This window comes from Kitasatospora sp. MBT63 (genome assembly GCF_000710465.2).
GTDB lineage: Bacteria > Actinomycetota > Actinomycetes > Streptomycetales > Streptomycetaceae > Kitasatospora.
On the sequence record NZ_JAIZ01000001.1, the window covers coordinates 1 to 16,189 of the forward strand.

Below are 16,189 nucleotides of genomic sequence, written 5' to 3' on the forward strand. Positions count from 1 at the left end.
GTGCGGCCGGGGCGGCGGACGGCGCCGGCGCCTCGATCCGGGTGTCCCGGTGCGGGAGCAGCGCGATCACCGCGTCGCGCAGCTGCGGCGAGACCTCCTCGTCCAGCGGGTCCACGGTGGCGGGCACCTGGAGGCGCACCGGCGCGGCGGCGCCCACCCGGGCGTAGCCGCGGCCGACCGGGGTCCGGGCGGCGGGGGCGATGTCCAGCGGTGCGCCGAGCGCGGCCGCGGCCGCCTCCGGGGTGGTCGGGCCGAGCACGACCCGGGCCCGGCAGGTCGAGCGGACGGTGGCGGAGACCCGGTCCCTGGCCTCGGCGTCGTCCGCGAAGACCACCGTCACCCGGGCCGCCCGGCCGTGCCGCAGCGGCGTCTCCAGCAGGTCCTGGGGGTCGGTCCGGCCCTCGGCCTGGGCCAGCTCGGACAGCTCGGTCGGGTGGTCGAGCATCAGCCACAGCGGCCGGGTGGCGTCCTCGGGCGCCGCGATGCCGTGGTGCCGGGCGGCGTTCAGCACGGTCAGCCGGCGCTCGGTCTCCTTGGCCACCCACTCCAGCGCGGCCAGCGCGCCGTGCAGGCTGGTCTCCACGGTGTGCACGCCGGGCCGGTTGACCAGGCAGGCGTGTTCGCCGGTGCCGGCCCCGTCGATCACCACCAGGTCGCCGTACGGCAGGGCCTGCAGGGCGACCGAGCGCAGCAGCGAGGAGGTGCCGGTGCCGGCCCCGCCGAGGATCAGCAGGTGGGGTTCGGCCGAGCGCGGACCGGTCCGCCAGACCACCGGCGGCTGCTGGGCGGGCACGCCGTCCTGGACCACCGGGATGGTGCGGTGACTGCCGTCGCTGTCGGTGAACCCGAGCACGATCTCGCCCGGGGAGGTGACGAAGGGCTGCGCCGCGATGCCGGTGGACAGCGGTGCGAGCGCGGTGAGCCGCAGCCGGTTGGACTCCTCGTCCCAGTCGAAGCGGTACTCCCGGCCCCGGCCGGCCTTGCCCTGCAGCACCTGCTCGATCCGGGCCCGGGCGGCCGGCTCGGTGTCGGTGAACCAGACCGGGTACGACAGCTCCAGCGCGGTCAGCCGGCCCAGCGGGTCGAACTCCCAGCTGTGGAAGACGTCCTTGATCTCGCCGTCCGGGCGGTAGGGCGACCCGAGCTCCTCCGGCCCGGCCAGGTACGGGGTCAGTGCGGCGTAGAGCGCGGCGAGCTTGACGGCGGCGACGTCCGGGGCCGGCTCGGCGGCGGCCTTCGGCTGCCGGCCGACCCAGGCGGCGCTGGCCATCAGGGCCACCACCGCGAACAGCGGCCCGTGCGGCAGCAGCGCGGTACCGATCAGGGCCGCCAGGGTGAGGAACAGCGTCGGCCCCCGGCGCTCCTTGGGCGTGGCCGCCCAGCGGCCCTTGGCCCAGTCGGCGTGGCGGCGCAGCCCGCGCCCGATCAGGGCGAGCGGGGCGAACATGTCGGCGGCGTGGTCGCCGGCCGTGCGGGCGAAGTCGCGACCCCGGCTGAGGTGGCGGGTGAGGGACATGGCGGGACTCCCCGGGCGGGTGGGACGGCTGGTGGCGGGACGGCGGCCGGTGCGGGCGGCGGTCGGGGGACGGCCCGGGGCGGTGGGATCCGCGCCGGGCCGTCGGGTCGAGCCGGGGCTCAGAACTTCAGGCCGCCGATGAGGCTGGCCAGGCTGGCGCCGCCGGCCTGGATGCTCGGGGCGATCGAGGAGCCGGCGATGTAGAAGCCGAGGAGCGCGCACACCAGGGCATGGGAGATCTTCAGCCCGTCCCGGCGGAAGAAGAGGAAGGCGATGGTGCCGAACAGGACGATGCCGGAGATGGAGAGGATCACGGGTCTGCTCCTCGGAGAGGTGACGGGGACAGGTGTTACAGAAAGTGCCCTAATCGTGACAAAAAGTAATAGATGATGGAACGTGGCAAATGGGTGGATCTTGCCGGGCCGGGCCGGTCGGCTGTGTACGTCCTGCATCGCCCGGCCGCGCAACAGGCGTCCCCGCCCTGCCGCGCGCCGCTCCCCGCCCTGTCGAAATTCGCTCGAACGGACGCGTTGACATACGCCCCGATGCCGTCCGCTACGGTGCCTGTGCAGCCCCACGCGCACCGTCCGCCGGTCTCCACGAAAGGTCCGTCATGACCGACTCCGCACCGCAGCAGCCCGACGCCGGCGTCATCGCGCTGGCGGGCAAGCTGTTCGACGCCGCCCGCGCCGGCGACCACGCCCTGCTGGCCGCCTACCTCGACGCCGGCGCCCCCGCCGACCTCGCCAACGACCGCGGCGACACCCTGGTCATGCTGGCCGCGTACCACGGCCACGCCGAGAGCGTGCGGACCCTGATCGCGCACGGCGCCGACCCCGACCGGGTCAACGACCGCGGCCAGACCCCGCTGGCCGGCGCCGTCTTCAAGGGCGAGCCCGCCGTCATCGACGCCCTGCTGGCCGGCGGCGCCGACCCGCAGGCGGGCACCCCCTCCGCCCTGGACACCGCCCGGATGTTCGGCAAGGAGGACCTGGCGGCCCGCTTCGAGAGCCGCTGACCCGCGCCCGTAGGCTGGCCGGCATGGAGATTCGCACCACCGGCTTCGGCCACCCGGACGCCGCGAAGCTGTCGGCCGAGGTCCAGCAGGAGTACGTCCGCCGCTACGGCGACATGGACCAGACCTCGATCCACCCCGACCACTTCGACCCGCCGTACGGCCTGTTCGTGGTCGTCTACCTCGACGACGAACCGGTCGCCTGCGGCGGCTGGCGGGTCAACGAGAACGACGAGGAGGGCCTGGCCGCCGGCGACGCCGAACTCAAGCGGATGTACGTGGTGCCCACCGCCCGCGGCCGCGGGTTCGCCCGTGGCGTACTGCGCCACCTGGAGCTGGCCGCCGTCGAGGCGGGCCGCACCCGGCTGGTGCTGGAGACCGGGAACAAGCAGCCCGAGGCGGTCGCCCTGTACGCCTCCGAGGGCTACCGGACGATCGACAAGTTCGGCTACTACAAGGACCACCCGGACAGCATCTGCATGGGCAAGTCCCTGGTGGGCAGCCTCGCCTGACGCTCCGTCGACGGCCCGCGCGGCTCCCGGACCGGGACCTGCGCGGGCCGTCGGTCAGACCGCGTCCAGGCCCGGCCGCGGCGCCGGGTCCAGGGGCTGTCCGGCCCGGGAGAGCGCGCTCGGCCACCACATGTGCCGGTCCAGGTCGATGGTGAGCGCGGTGACCAGGACCGACCGCACCACCAGGGTGTCCAGCAGGACGCCCAGCGCCACCGCGAAGCCGATCTCGGCGAAGCCCACCACCGGCAGGGTGCCGAGCACCGCGAAGGTGCTCGCCAGGATCAGACCGGCCGAGGTGATCACCCCGCCGGTCGCGGCGAGTCCCGCCACCGCCCCCGCCCGGGTACCGCGGTGGGTGGCCTCCTCGCGGACCCGGGTCATCAGGAAGATGTTGTAGTCGATCCCCAGCGCGACCAGGAAGACGAACACGAACAGCGGGAACGCGTTGTCCTGCCCGTCGAAGTGGAAGACGTGCTCGAAGACGAACGCGCTGATGCCCATCGTCGCCGCGTACGAGAGCACCACCGTCGCCACCAGCACCAGCGGTCCCACCACCGCCCGCAGCAGCAGCGCCAGGATCACCAGCACCACCCCCAGCACCAGCGGGATGATCGCCCGGTTGTCGGCGGACGCGGCCCGCCCGGCGTCCAGCACGATCGCGGTGCTCCCGCCGACCTTCGCGTCGGCGTCCGGCACCGCGTGGACCGAGGCGCGGACCCGGTCGACGGTGTCCTTGGCGGCCTGGCTGTCCGGCGGGTCGGCCAGTACGGCCTGGAAGGTGGCCAGGTCGCCGTGGACGACCACCGGGGTGGTCGCGGAGATCCCCGGGGTGGTGGCGGCGGCCACCCGGACGGCCTCGGCCGGGACGGTGTTGCTGATCACCGTCAGCGGTGCGCCGGTACCGCCGGGGAAGTGCGCGACCAGCACCTCCTGGCCCGCCACCGAGTCCGGCTTGTCGGTGAAGGTGCCCGCGGTCGACAGTCCGGAGGCGTTCAGCGACACCAGGCCGATGCAGCACACGCCCAGCGCCAGCGAGGTGGCGATCCACACCTTGCGCGGCCGGCGCCCGATCCAGCCGCCGACGTGCGCCCACCGCCCGGTGCTCGTCGGCTCGGCGGTCCCGAACGCGGGCTTGACCGGCCAGAACACCCAGCGGCCGCAGATCACCAGCAGGGCCGGCAGCAGGGTGAGCATGGCGGCCAGCGCCACCAGCACGCCGATCGCGCAGACCGGGCCGAGGCCGCGGGTCGAGTTCATCTCGGCGATCAGCAGGCAGAGCATCGACGCCACCACCGTCGCCGAGCTGGCCAGGATGGCCGGGCCGGCCCGGTGCAGGGCGAAGGCCATCGCCTCGTGCCGGTCCTGGTGCCGGCGCAGCTCCTCCCGGTACCTGGCGGTGATCAGCAGGGCGTAGTCGGTGCCCGCGCCGAGCACCAGCACGATCAGGATGCCGGCGCTCTGCGCGTTGACGGTCAGTCCGGCGTGCTCCGCCAGCAGGTAGATGACCGCCTGGGCGACGAACAGCGCGACGCCCGCGGACAGCAGCGGCAGCAGCCACAGCGTCGGACTGCGGTAGGTGAGCAGCAGCAGGATCACCACCACCGCGATGGTGGCGAACAGCAGGGTGCCGTCGATGCCGGCGAACGCCGCCGCCTGGTCCGCCCCGATCCCGGCCGGGCCGGTGACATGGGTGACCATGCCGTCGGCGCCGTCGGCGGCGATGGCCCGCATGTCGTCCACGGCCGCGCGCAGGTCGTTCCACCCGGTGCTGCCGACGGCGACCGGCACCACGGTCTGCATCGCCTGGCCGTCGGCGGACAGCTGCGGCCCGACCGGCTTGCCGGTCACGTGCGGCACGGTGGCGAACTGCACGGCGTCCCGCTCGGCCGCGGCCCGGTCGGCGGGGGTGATGCCGCTGGTGCGCTGGTAGACGACGACGGCCTGGGCGGTGTCGACCGGCTGGAAGGTCCGCTGCTCGTTCAGCACCTGGGTGGACTCGGCGCTGCCCGGCAGCCAGCTGGAGGCCTCGTTGTCCTCGGCGTCCATCAGCTTGCCGGCCAGCGGCCCGGCCACCACCACCAGGATCAGCCACAGGGCCAGCACGACCCACTTGCTGCGGCGCCCGCAGGGGAGCGAGGCCAGCTTTCCGGACGGAGTCATCTGCTGTCCCCACGAGGGTCGGGCGGCACGGACGAACGGCTCGTCCAGCCTGCCACCGGCCCCGGGCCCCGGCAGCCCGGCCCGCCCGGCACTGCGCCGGGCGGGCACGAATGACCCCGTCCGGGTGCGGGCTCATGGCCGGCGGGTGATCTGCCGAGAACTCAGGAGAAGGAGGATCATGCTCTGGTTGCTGATCGGTCTCTGCGGCTCCGCCGCCGCCCTCGTCCTGTTCCTCGCCGCCGCCCGGGCGGGCAGCCGCAGCGAGGAGGACGACGGCGGATGACGACGCGCCGGCGGGGCGGCGGCGGCCGCGAGGGTCACGGCACGCACCGGCCGTAGCCGCCCCGCAGGAAGACCAGCGGCGCTCCGGTCCGCTGCACCGCCAGGTCCCGCACGGTCGCCGTGACGAACCAGTGGTCGCCCGCGTCCGTCTCGCCCGCCGGCTCGCACTCCAGCCAGGCGAGCGCGTCGAGCAGGGCGGGGCAGCCCGCCGGGGTCAGCCGGTACGGCACCTCCCAGCGGGCCGGGTCGCGGGCCGCGAAGCTGCGGCACACTTGCTGCTGGTCCGCGGCCAGCACATTGACGCAGAACCGGCCGGCCGCGCGGATCCGCGGCCAGCTGGTCGAGGACTTGGCGGGCAGGAAGCCCACCAGGCGCGGGTCGAGCGAGACCGAGGTGAAGGTACCGACGATCATCGCGGGCGGGGGCTGCGCCGGGTCCTGTGGCGGCGCGGTGACCAGCACCACCCCGGTCGGGTAGTGGCTCAGCACCGAGCGGAAGCGGTCGGCGCGGACCGGCGCTCCGCGCAGGGTCGGATCGGGCATGGCTGCGCTCCTTCGGTCCCGCGCCGCCGCGGGGACGGGCCGTCCGGCCGTGGCACCCTGCGGTGCGTCCCCGCGGCGCGTGCGCGCGAGGGGTCAGGCCACGGCCAGCGGCACGGGCCGGCCGGCGAACGCCACCCCGGGGAAGGACCGGGCGAGGTCCTGGACGTCCGCGGCCACCGACGCGGACTTCTCGCCGCGCAGCAGCAGCCGCTCCAGCAGCTCGGCCACCGTGGCCATGTCCTGCTCCTTCATCCCCCAGCGGGTCAACTCCTGGGTGCCGAGCCGCAGTCCGGAGCGGGCGCTGCTGGGCAGCACCACCGTGGTGGTGCGGATGTCGGTCGCCGTGAGCAGCCGCCCCCACTCGTGCGGGGTGTTGCCCTCGGGGTGGTGCACCCAGACCTGGTGGGTGTCGGTGTGGCCGAACTTCCCGCCCGCCACGTCGAATCCGCGCGCCGCCAGCTGCCGGCCCAGCTCACGCGCGTTGGCGATCACCTGGCGCGGGTACTCCTCCCGGTACGGCAGCAGCTCCTCCAGGGTGATCGCCAGGCTGCCGACGCTCGCCGAGTGGGAACTGGACGCGGTGAACGGGATCCGGGCGCCGACCTGCTCGGCTATGGCGTCGCTGTTGGTGACCAGCAGTCCCTTCTGCGGGCCGGGCAGCGTCTTGTGGGTGCTGCCGGAGATGCTGTCGAAGCCGCCGTCGAGCACCAGCGTGTCGGGTGCGGCGGGCAGCAGGCCGAGCAGGTGCGAGGCGTCCAGGCAGAGCACCGCGTCCGGGGCGGCCGCGCGCAGCGCCCGGGCGTCCGGCATCCGCAGCACCGTGGAGGCGTCCAGGTAGATGACGTCGACGCGCTGCTCGGCCGTCCGTTCGGCCAGCGCGGCGTAGTCGATCTCCAGCGCCTGCCGGTCGAAGGGCACGAACTCGACCTGGTAGCCGAAGCCCCGGCAGATCGTCACGGTGGCGTAGTGGCCGCCGTCGTCGGGGGCCAGCACCATCACCCGCCCGCCGGGCGGCGTCACCGCGGTGAGCACGGTGTGCATGGTGTGCAGGCCGGACAGGAACTGCACGTAGGCGTGCCGGGCGCCGTAGAACTCCTTGGTGAGGGAGACGCAGTAGTCGTACACGCCGTTCAGGCCGCTGACGTCGCCGTAGACCGCCACGTCGGTCTCGGAGTACGGGTAGCGGTTGACCGCGTCGCTGGCGAGCGCCGCGGCCGCTCTCGGGGAGAGCCGGTTCTCGATCGGAAACAGGTTCAGGCTGTGCTTGCGTTCCAGGGCGGCCAGGACGTCCATGATGCTCCTCGGGCGGGGTACGGGCAGGGGGCGGTGCGGGTACGGGTACGGGGTGCGGGCCGGGCTCAGAGCCAGGGGTAACGGGCGGTGTCCCGGCCCGCGTAGTCGGGGTCCAGGTAGATGAAGGCGCGGTGGATCCGGAAGTCGCGGACCTCGAAGACGCCGCACCACCGGCCGGCGCCCCACTCGGGCTGGCCGGCCCGCCACGGGCCGTCCCGGTGCTCGCCGTGCGTGGTGCCCTCGACCGCGACGAGGTCCGTCCCGGAGAGGATCCAGTTGAAGGTCCAGAAGTGGTGCTGGACGGACTCGATGGTGCCGCCGAGGTCGCCGAACATCTTCTCGATCGCCGGCTTGCCGTGCGCCAGGCCCCACTTGGGGAAGAAGAAGTCGGCGTCCTCGGCGAAGTAGTCGAGCACCGGGGTGCCGTCGTGGCCGGTACCGCCGTTGTCGAAGGCTTTGAGATAGGCGGTGACGAGCGCCTTGCGCTGTTCGTCCGTCATGTCCGCCGCTGCCGAGGGCATGGTGGCTCCTCCGAGAGTCTGTGCCCGCGGGCCTGTGCCCGCCGAGGGGATGGCGCCCGCCGGGAGGACGGGCCCGGCCGCGGCGGCGGTCGATCGGGCCGCCGCCGGGCCGCGTCCCACCGTGGCAGCGCGGGCTTGGACCATCCTTGGCGCCCGGCCGTCCAGCGCTTTTCAAGCGCAGCTCCACCCCGGGCCCGCCGGGCGGCTCAGGTCCCGGTCATGGCCAGCAGGTTCGGCGCGTACCGCTCGCCGTGCACCGGCACGTTCGCGGCCTCGGCCACCGCCGCCAGGTCCTGCTCGGTGAGCTCGACGGTGGCCGCCGCCAGGTTCTCGGCCAGGTGCGCCCGGCGGCCGGTGCCCGGGATGGCGACCACGTCGCGGCCCCGGTGCTGCACCCACGCCAGCGCCAGCTGGCCGAGCGTCAGGCCGAGCCGGTCGGCGACCGGCCGCAGCCGGCGCAGCAGCAGCTGGTTCCCGGCCAGGCCGGCCGGGGTGAACCGCGGCTGGGAGCGCCGGAAGTCGTCGGCGGCCAGGTCCGCGGTGCTGCGGATCGCACCGGTCAGGAAACCGCGGCCGAGCGGCGCGTACGCCACCAGGCCGATCCCCAGCTCCCGGCAGGCCGGCACCACCTCGGCCTCCGGATCGCGGGACCACAGGCTCCACTCGCTCTGCACCGCCGTCACCGGGTGCACCGCGTCGGCCCGCCGCAGGCTCGCGGCCGACGGCTCGGAGAGGCCGAAGTGGCGGACCTTCCCCTCCGCGACCAGTTCGGCCACGGCGGCCGCGGTCTCCTCCACCGGGACGGCCGGGTCGATCCAGTGCTGGTAGTAGAGGTCGATGTGGTCGACGCCGAGCCGCCGCAGCGAGCGCTCGCAGGCGGCGCGGACGTACGCCCGGTCGCCCCGCAGCCCGAGGAACGCGCCGTCCGGTGAGCGGACCATGCCGAACTTGGTCGCCAGCACCACCTCGTCGCGGCGGCCCGCGACCGCGCGGCCCAGCAACTCCTCACCGGCACCCAGCCCTTGGACGTCGGCGGTGTCCAGCAGCGTGACGCCGGCCGCGATGGCGGACCGGATCGTGGCGATCGCCTCGGTCTCGTCCGGCCGGCCGTAGAACACGGTCGTGGGCAGGCAGCCCAGGCCCTGCGCCGGGACGCGCAGACCGCGCAGGTCACGCATCGGGAGCCCGGTGGGCGAGGGGACGGCTGACGGCATGGCTGACCTCCGTGGAAGGGATGAGAGGGTGACCCGGGCCCCGGACCCGGCCGGGCGGCGGTGGGCGGCGGTGGGCGGCGGACGGGCCGCCCTCGTACCGGATCCGCGCCCGGCACCAACGGCCGTACCGGCCGGGGGAGTAGCGCGCCCGGCGGGATCCGCCCGACGCGCCCCAGCACCGTAACCGCCACCGCCGGACCCCCACAACGGCCGCCCTGCCGGGCGCTTGACGATTCGCTGACCACCCGTCGGCCGCCGACGGCGACGGCCCGCACCGGAGCTTCAAGGCGATCGTCCATGTGCCTGCAAGGACCCGGCCGCAGAGTCGAAGGCGCAGCGTGCCGGCCGGCCGAGTCCCGGCGGCGCGCCGCCCTCCGGCGCCGGGTCTTCGGCGCCGTACCGAGATCCCCTTGCCGAGGAGCTGCCATGTCCCGCGTGTCCACCAGCCCGAGCACCAACCCGACGACCGCCCACGCGCTGCTCCAGCGGCTGCGCGACCACGGCGTGCAGACCGTGTTCGGCGTGGTCGGCCGGGAGGCCGCCTCGATCCTGTTCGACGAGGTCGACGGCGTCGACTTCGTGCTGACCCGGCACGAGTTCACCGCCGGGGTGGCGGCCGACGTGCTGGCCCGCATCACCGGCCGCCCGCAGGCCTGCTGGGCCACGCTGGGCCCCGGCATGACCAACCTGTCGACCGGCGTCGCCACCTCGGTCCTCGACCGCTCCCCGGTGATCGCGCTGGCCGCCCAGTCCGAGTCGCACGACATCTTCCCCAACGACACGCACCAGTGCCTGGACTCGGTCGCGGTGATGCGCCCGATGAGCAAGTACGCGGTCGAGCTCCAGCGCCCCGACGACATCACCGACCTGGTGGACTCCGCGGTCGCCGCCGCGATGACCGAGCCGGTCGGCCCGAGCTTCATCTCGCTCCCCGTCGACCTGCTCGGCAGCGACATCGACACCACCCTGGTCCACCCCGCCGCCCGGACCCCCGCCAAGCCGATCGGCGCGGTGCAGGACGGCTGGCAGGCCGCCGCCCGGCAGGCCGCGGACCTGGTCGCGTCGGCGCAGCACCCCGTCCTGGTGGTCGGTGCCGCCGCGATCCGCTCCGGCGCCGTCCCGGCCATTCGCGCCCTCGCCGAGCGGCTGAACATCCCCGTCATCACCACGTACATCGCCAAGGGCGTGCTGCCGCACGGCCACGAGCTGAACTACGGCGCCGTCACCGGCTACATGGACGGCATCCTGTCCTTCCCGGCCCTGGAGACGCTGTTCGGCCCGGCCGACGTCGTCCTCACCATCGGCTACGACTACGCGGAGGACCTGCGCCCGTCGATGTGGCAGCGCGGCGGGGCCAAGACCACCGTCCGGGTGTCGCCCACGGTCAACCCGATCCCGCGGGTCTACCGGCCGGACGTCGACGTCGTCACCGACGTGCTCGCCTTCGTCGAGTACCTCGACCAGCAGACCGCCGACGTCCCGGTGAAGACCCCGCACGACATCACGCCGCTGCGCGAGCGGATCGCCGAGTTCCTCGCCGACACCGAGCACTACCAGGACGGCATGCGGGTCCACCAGGTCATCGACTCGATGAACACCGTGATGGCGGAGACCGCCGAGCCGGGCGAGGGCACCATCGTCTCCGACATCGGCTTCTTCCGGCACTACGGCGTGCTGTTCGCCCGCGCCGACCAGCCGTTCGGCTTCCTCACCTCGGCCGGCTGCTCCAGCTTCGGCTACGGCATCCCGGCGGCGATGGGCGCCCAGCTCGCCCGCCCCGGCCAGCCGACCTTCCTGATCGCCGGCGACGGCGGCTTCCACTCCAACAGCGCCGACCTGGAGACCATCGCCCGGCTCAACCTGCCGATCGTCACCGTCGTCGTCAACAACGACACCAACGGCCTGATCGAGCTGTACCAGAACCTCGGCCACCACCGCTCGCACGACCCGGCGGTGAAGTTCACCGGTGTCGACTTCACCGAACTCGCCCGCGCCAACGGCGTCGAGGCCGTCAAGGCGGCCACCCGGGAGGAACTGCTCGCCGCGCTGCGCAAGGGCGCCGGACTCGGCCGGCCGTTCCTGATCGAGGTACCGGTGAACTACGACTTCCAGGCCGGCGGCTTCGGCGCGCTGAGCATCTGACGATGGCGCGGACACTACCCGCCGCCACCGGCTTCCTGGCCGCCGTCCAGCACGGCGGCGGCCGGGCCCCCGAAGCGGACTTCGCCGCCGCCGGATCCCGCGCCGCCCTGCGGGCGCGGCCCGGCGGCCTGACCCTGGACGCCGTCCTGCTGCACTCCGGCGCACCCGACGCCGCCCACGCCCACGCGCGGGGCCGTACGGCGGTGCTCGCGGGGGAGCTGTACAACCAGGACGAGCTGCTCACCCTGCTCCCGGGGCGCTCCCGGCCGGTCACCGACGCGGACCTGCTGCTCGCCCTGTTCGACACCTACGACGTGCACGCGTTCCGGCTGCTCAACGGGCGCTTCGCCGCCCTGGTCGCGGGGGAGGGCCGGGCGGTGCTCGCCACCGACCACGCCGGCTCCGTCCCGCTGTACGTCAGCGCCGTGCCCGGCACGGTCCTCGCCGCGACCGAGGCGAAGGCGCTGCGCACCGCCCCCGTCGGACGGCGGATCGCGGCCGCCCGCCGGGTCCGCCGGCTGCCCGGCACCCACCAGGTGCCGGCCGGCACCGTCCTGGACCTCGAGGTGGCCACCGCCGGCTGCACCGACCACCGCACCTGGGCGCCCTCGCCGGCCCGCCGGATCATGCCGGAGCAGGACGCGGTCGAGGCGGTCCGGTGCGCCCTGGACCGGGCGGTCCGCGCCCGGACCGGCCCGGACACCCCGCTGGTGGTGCTCTCCGGCGGCATCGACTCCTCCAGCGTCGCCGCGCTGGCCGCCGGCCACCGGTCCGGGCCGATCGACACCGTGTCGATGGGCACCGACCTGGCCGACGAGTTCCCGCAGGCCAGGGTGGTGGCCGAGCATCTCGGCTCGGCGCACCGGGAGATCACCGTCCACACGGACGACCTGCTGCGGCGCCTCCCGCACGCGGTGTGGGCCGCCGAGTCGCTGGACCCGGACATCATCGAGTACCTGCTGCCGCTGACCGCCCTGTACCTGGGCCTGGACGGACCGGGCCGGCGCATTCTCACCGGCTACGGGGCCGACATCCCGCTCGGCGGTATGCACCGCGAGGACCGGCTCCCGGCCCTGGACACCGCGCTCGCCCACGACATGGCCACCTTCGACGGCCTGAACGAGATGACGCCGGTGCTGTCCGGGATCGCCGGCCACTGGTCCACCCACCCGTTCTGGGACCGCGAGGTGCTCGACCTGCTGGTCTCCCTGGAGTCCGGGCTCAAACGGCGCCACGGCCAGGACAAGTGGGTGCTGCGCGCGGCCATGACGGACCTGCTCCCGCACGAGACGGTCACCCGGCCCAAGCTCGGTGTGCACGAGGGGTCCGGCACCACCAGCTCCTTCAGCCGGCTGCTCGCGGACGCCGGGGTGCCCGCGGACCGCGTCCACCACGCCAAGGAGCTCGTCGTCCAGCAGCTGTTCGACCGGGTCGTGGTCGACGGCCGGCACCCGGACGAGGTGGCGGCCGCCGAGGTCGTCCAGCTGGTCGCCGACGGGCCGGCACGCGACGCACCGCTGCTGCGCCGGTGACGCCCGGCAACCGGGCGCGGCGACCACGGAACAGACACCGAAAGGAGCGCTGAAGGCGTGGAACGCATCGACATCAAGGTCTCACCCCGCTACGCGCAGATCCCCACGTTCATGCGCCTGCCGCACGACCCCGACCCGCACGGCCGGGACGTCGTGGTCATCGGCGCACCGTACGACGGCGGCACCAGCTACCGTCCGGGCGCCCGCTTCGGGCCCCGCGCGATCCGGGGCGAGTCCGGGCTCATCCACGGCGTCGGCATCGACCGCGGGCCCGGCACCTTCGACCTGATCAGCTGCGTGGACGCGGGCGACATCGACCTCACCCCGTTCAACATGCACATCGCGATGGAGACCGCCCAGCAGCGGCTGACCGGACTGCTGGACGACAACGCCGCCTTCCTGATGCTCGGCGGCGACCACTCGCTGACCCTCGCCGCGCTGCGCGCCGTCGCCGCCAAGCACGGACCGGTCGCGGTGCTGCACCTGGACGCCCACTCCGACACCAACCCGGCGTTCTACGGCGGCGAGTTCCACCACGGCACGCCGTTCCGGCACGCCATCGAGGAGAAGCTGGTCGACCCGCAGCGCATGGTCCAGATCGGGATCAGGGGGCACAACCCGCAGCCCGACTCGCTGGACTACGCCCGCGGGCACGGCGTGCGGATCGTCACCACCGACGAGTTCTGCGACCTCGGGCCCGCCGGGACCGCGCGCCTGGTGCGTGAACGCGTCGGGGACGCACCCCTGTACGTCTCGGTCGACATCGACGTCGTCGACCCGGCGTTCGCCCCCGGCACCGGCACCCCCGCCCCCGGCGGGCCCAGCTCCCGCGAGGTGCTGGCGCTGCTGCGCGGGGTCGGCGACCTGTCGCCCGTCGGATTCGACGTCATGGAGGTCTCGCCGCTCTACGACCACGGCGGCATCACCTCCGTCCTGGCCACCGAGATCGGCGCCGAACTCCTGTACCAGTACGCCCGTGCCCACACCCGAGAGAGGACCACCCCGTGACCGTCCTGGACTGCTCCGAGCACTCGGCCGAACTGCGCGCGCTCGCCGCCCGGCTGCCCCGGGTCCCGCGCGCGGACCTGCCCGGCTTCCTCGAGGCCGCGCACGCCGCCGCCACCGACCTGCCCGCCGCCCTGGCGGCGGTGCTGGACGACTTCAACTCCCGTGGCAGCAACGACGGATACCTGCTGCTGCGCGGCCTGCCGGTGGAGCCGGACGACGCCCTGCCGCCCACCCCGACCAGCACCCCGGCGCCGCTGGAGCGCCCCCTGCTGGTGATGGAGGCGATGCTCGGCATCGTCGGCCGCCGGCTCGGCCTGCACACCGGCTACCAGGAGCTGCGCTCCGCCACCGTCTACCACGACGTGTACCCCTCGCCCGGCGCCCACCACCTGTCCTCGGAGACCTCCGAGACGCTGCTGGAGTTCCACACGGAGATGGCGTACCACGTGCTGCAGCCCAACTACGTGATGCTGGCCTGCTCCCGGGCCGACCACGAGCGCAAGGCCGCGACCCTGGTCGGCTCGGTCCGCAAGGCCCTGCCGCTGGTGCCGGCCGAGTACCGCGCCCACCTGTACGACCGGCCGGTGCCCTGCTGCGTGGACGTGGCCTTCCGCGGCGGCGAGGAGGACCCCGGCGCGATCGCCAACGTCCGTCCGCTGTACGGCGACCAGGCCGACCCCTACCTCGGCTACGACCGCGAACTGCTCGCGCCCGAGGACCCCCGGGACGTCGAGGCGGTCGGCGCGCTCTCCAAGGCGCTGGACGAGGTCACCGAAGCGGTGCACCTGGTCCCCGGGGACGTCCTGATCATCGACAACTTCCGCACCACCCACGCCCGTACGCCGTTCACCCCGCGCTGGGACGGCAAGGACCGGTGGCTGCACCGGGTCTACATCCGCACCGACCGCGGCGGCCAGCTGTCCGGCGGCGAGCGGGCCGGCGACGTGGTCGCCTTCACCCCGCGCCCCTGACCGCGGCCGCCCGGCCGGGGCCCGCAGGAGTGACCGCTCGTCGGCCTCCTGCGGGCCCTTCGGCCGTAAAGCCATGTCGTGCAAGAGAGTTGACGGACCGCCTGGCTCCGGGCCGGTGCGGACTCGACCCGGCAGGCGGCACATGATGGGATCGACCGGACACCGCACCGGCGTGTCGGCACGCCGGGGCACTCGGCCTCTCGGGAGACGATGGACCATGACCGAAATCGCAGCAGATGAGCCACGGGGGTTCGCGGTGCACACCGCACCGGTCGGGCTGGGCGACGACGGGCGGGACGACTTCACCGTCCTGCTCTCCACCGGACCGGCCGTGGTGAGCGCGGTCTTCACCCGCTCCCGGTTCGCCGGACCCAGCGTCACCCTGAGCCGGGCCGCCGCCGCCGACCGCAGCGCCCGGGGCGTCGTCGTGCTGGCCCGCAACGCCAACGTCGCCACCGGCGCCCAGGGCGAGGCCAACGCCCGCGAGGTGCGCGCCGCCACCGCGCGGGCGCTCGGCCTCGCCGAGGACGACCTCCTGATCGCCTCCACCGGGGTGATCGGCCGCCAGTACCCGATGGCCGGGATCCTCGACCACATCGGGACGGTCACCGGCCCGCTGCCCGAGGGCGGCTTCGACCGGGCCGCGCGGGCCATCATGACCACCGACACCCGGCCCAAGACCGCCCGCGCCCGGGTCGGCGACGCCGTGGTGATCGGCATCGCCAAGGGCGTCGGCATGATCGAGCCCGACATGGCCACCCTGCTGACCTTCTTCGCCACCGACGCCCTGCTCGACCCCGAGGAGCAGGACCGGATCTTCCGCCGGGTGATGGACCGGACCTTCAACGCCGTCAGCATCGACACCGACACCTCCACCAGCGACACCGCGGCCCTGTTCGCCAACGGACTGGCCGGCGCCGTCGACCCGGCCGCCTTCGAACAGGCGCTGCACGAGGTCGCACTCGCCCTGGTCAAGGACATCGCGAGCGACGGCGAGGGCGCCGGCAAGCTCATCGAGGTCCAGGTCTCGGGCGCCCGCGACACCGCCCAGGCCAAGCGGATCGGCAAGTCCGTGGTCAACTCCCCGCTGGTCAAGACCGCCGTGCACGGCGGCGACCCGAACTGGGGCCGGGTCGCGATGGCGATCGGCAAGTGCGCCGACGACACCGACATCGACCAGGAGAAGGTCACCATCCGCTTCGGCGACGTCGAGGTCTACCCGCCGAGCGGCCGCGGCGCCGAGGGCGAGGGCGAACTGCGGGCCGCCGTCGCCAAGCAGATGCAGGGCAGCGAGGTGGTCATCGGCATCGACCTCGGCATCGCCGGCGGCGCCTTCACCGTCTACGGCTGCGACCTCACCGAAGGCTACGTCCGGCTCAACGCCGACTACTCCACCTGACCGTACCGGACGGCGCCTGCACGGCTGCGCCCCCGGGAGGTCGGCGGATTCTCGGGGTCCTCGCAACACCTGATGACCTACG

General features: G+C 74.0%; 14 protein-coding genes. 7 read left to right on the forward strand and 7 right to left on the reverse strand.

Going from position 1 to position 16,189, the window contains the following annotated elements; genetic code table 11:
* Together AA75_RS00005 and AA75_RS00010 are read right to left on the reverse strand one after the other, a co-directional pair.
* The coding region (locus AA75_RS00005; protein ID WP_033817539.1) for an FtsK/SpoIIIE domain-containing protein at window positions 1-1,516 on the reverse strand (1,516 nt) is incomplete at its 3' end.
* A gap of 119 nt (window positions 1,517-1,635) precedes the next feature.
* On the reverse strand, window positions 1,636-1,830 hold the full coding sequence (locus AA75_RS00010) for a hypothetical protein (RefSeq protein WP_033817540.1): 195 nt from the start codon (window positions 1,828-1,830) through the stop codon (window positions 1,636-1,638).
* 299 nt (window positions 1,831-2,129) lie between these two features.
* Here AA75_RS00010 and AA75_RS00015 point away from each other — a divergent pair, with 299 nt between their 5' ends.
* Entirely contained in the window at window positions 2,130-2,534 is a 405-nt protein-coding gene (locus AA75_RS00015) for an ankyrin repeat domain-containing protein (protein WP_033817541.1), read from the forward strand.
* A 23-nt stretch (window positions 2,535-2,557) separates the two neighbouring features.
* Window positions 2,558-3,043, forward strand: coding sequence for a GNAT family N-acetyltransferase (locus tag AA75_RS00020; protein WP_033817542.1), 486 nt, complete (start codon window positions 2,558-2,560; stop codon window positions 3,041-3,043).
* A gap of 54 nt (window positions 3,044-3,097) precedes the next feature.
* Here AA75_RS00020 and AA75_RS00025 read toward each other — a convergent pair whose 3' ends face one another.
* From AA75_RS00025 to AA75_RS00045, 5 genes are all read right to left on the reverse strand, one after another.
* Window positions 3,098-5,203 carry an MMPL family transporter gene (locus AA75_RS00025; protein WP_033817543.1) on the reverse strand — a complete coding sequence of 702 codons (2,106 nt, stop codon included), beginning with the start codon at window positions 5,201-5,203 and terminating at the stop codon, window positions 3,098-3,100.
* Between the two features lie 317 nt (window positions 5,204-5,520).
* Entirely contained in the window at window positions 5,521-6,027 is a 507-nt protein-coding gene (locus AA75_RS00030; protein ID WP_033817544.1) for a flavin reductase family protein, read from the reverse strand.
* Between the two features lie 93 nt (window positions 6,028-6,120).
* Window positions 6,121-7,320, reverse strand: a complete 1,200-nt coding sequence (locus AA75_RS00035) for a serine hydroxymethyltransferase (RefSeq protein ID WP_033817545.1) — start codon at window positions 7,318-7,320, stop codon at window positions 6,121-6,123.
* Window positions 7,321-7,385: 65 nt separating this feature from the next.
* Window positions 7,386-7,841 carry a nuclear transport factor 2 family protein gene (locus AA75_RS00040; protein WP_033817546.1) on the reverse strand — a complete coding sequence of 152 codons (456 nt, stop codon included), beginning with the start codon at window positions 7,839-7,841 and terminating at the stop codon, window positions 7,386-7,388.
* 206 nt (window positions 7,842-8,047) lie between these two features.
* Window positions 8,048-9,055 (reverse strand): aldo/keto reductase, encoded by a 1,008-nt coding sequence (locus AA75_RS00045; RefSeq protein WP_051811447.1) that lies wholly within the window; start codon window positions 9,053-9,055, stop codon window positions 8,048-8,050.
* Between the two features lie 426 nt (window positions 9,056-9,481).
* Here AA75_RS00045 and AA75_RS00050 point away from each other — a divergent pair, with 426 nt between their 5' ends.
* The 5 genes from AA75_RS00050 to argJ all read left to right on the forward strand — a co-directional run bounded on the left by AA75_RS00050 (window position 9,482) and on the right by argJ (window position 16,107).
* Entirely contained in the window at window positions 9,482-11,197 is a 1,716-nt protein-coding gene (locus AA75_RS00050) for a thiamine pyrophosphate-binding protein (protein WP_033817547.1), read from the forward strand.
* Window positions 11,198-11,199: 2 nt separating this feature from the next.
* Complete coding sequence (locus AA75_RS00055) at window positions 11,200-12,729, forward strand: asparagine synthase-related protein (RefSeq protein ID WP_033817548.1); 1,530 nt, start codon at window positions 11,200-11,202, stop codon at window positions 12,727-12,729.
* 57 nt (window positions 12,730-12,786) lie between these two features.
* Window positions 12,787-13,737 carry an agmatinase gene (gene speB, locus AA75_RS00060; protein WP_033817549.1) on the forward strand — a complete coding sequence of 317 codons (951 nt, stop codon included), beginning with the start codon at window positions 12,787-12,789 and terminating at the stop codon, window positions 13,735-13,737.
* A complete protein-coding gene (gene cs1, locus AA75_RS00065; protein ID WP_033817550.1) occupies window positions 13,734-14,708 on the forward strand; it encodes a clavaminate synthase Cs1 in 975 nt (324 codons plus the stop codon). Before speB ends, cs1 begins: the two co-directional genes overlap by 4 nt.
* Window positions 14,709-14,925: 217 nt before the next feature.
* Window positions 14,926-16,107, forward strand: a complete 1,182-nt coding sequence (gene argJ, locus AA75_RS00070) for a bifunctional glutamate N-acetyltransferase/amino-acid acetyltransferase ArgJ (RefSeq protein WP_033817551.1) — start codon at window positions 14,926-14,928, stop codon at window positions 16,105-16,107.
* The last annotated feature ends 82 nt before the right edge of the window (window positions 16,108-16,189 follow it).

Bases quoted from the DNA above. Each gene is read 5' to 3' on its own strand.
- AA75_RS00015 (WP_033817541.1), top strand. From the start codon at position 2,130: ATGACCGACTCCGCACCGCAGCAGCCCGACGCCGGCGTCATCGCGCTG.
- AA75_RS00020 (WP_033817542.1), top strand. From the start codon at position 2,558: ATGGAGATTCGCACCACCGGCTTCGGCCACCCGGACGCCGCGAAGCTG.
- AA75_RS00025 (WP_033817543.1), bottom strand. From the start codon at position 5,203: ATGACTCCGTCCGGAAAGCTGGCCTCGCTCCCCTGCGGGCGCCGCAGC.
- AA75_RS00030 (WP_033817544.1), bottom strand. From the start codon at position 6,027: ATGCCCGATCCGACCCTGCGCGGAGCGCCGGTCCGCGCCGACCGCTTC.
- AA75_RS00035 (WP_033817545.1), bottom strand. From the start codon at position 7,320: ATGGACGTCCTGGCCGCCCTGGAACGCAAGCACAGCCTGAACCTGTTT.
- AA75_RS00040 (WP_033817546.1), bottom strand. From the start codon at position 7,841: ATGCCCTCGGCAGCGGCGGACATGACGGACGAACAGCGCAAGGCGCTC.
- AA75_RS00045 (WP_051811447.1), bottom strand. From the start codon at position 9,055: ATGCCGTCAGCCGTCCCCTCGCCCACCGGGCTCCCGATGCGTGACCTG.
- AA75_RS00050 (WP_033817547.1), top strand. From the start codon at position 9,482: ATGTCCCGCGTGTCCACCAGCCCGAGCACCAACCCGACGACCGCCCAC.
- AA75_RS00055 (WP_033817548.1), top strand. From the start codon at position 11,200: ATGGCGCGGACACTACCCGCCGCCACCGGCTTCCTGGCCGCCGTCCAG.
- argJ (WP_033817551.1), top strand. From the start codon at position 14,926: ATGACCGAAATCGCAGCAGATGAGCCACGGGGGTTCGCGGTGCACACC.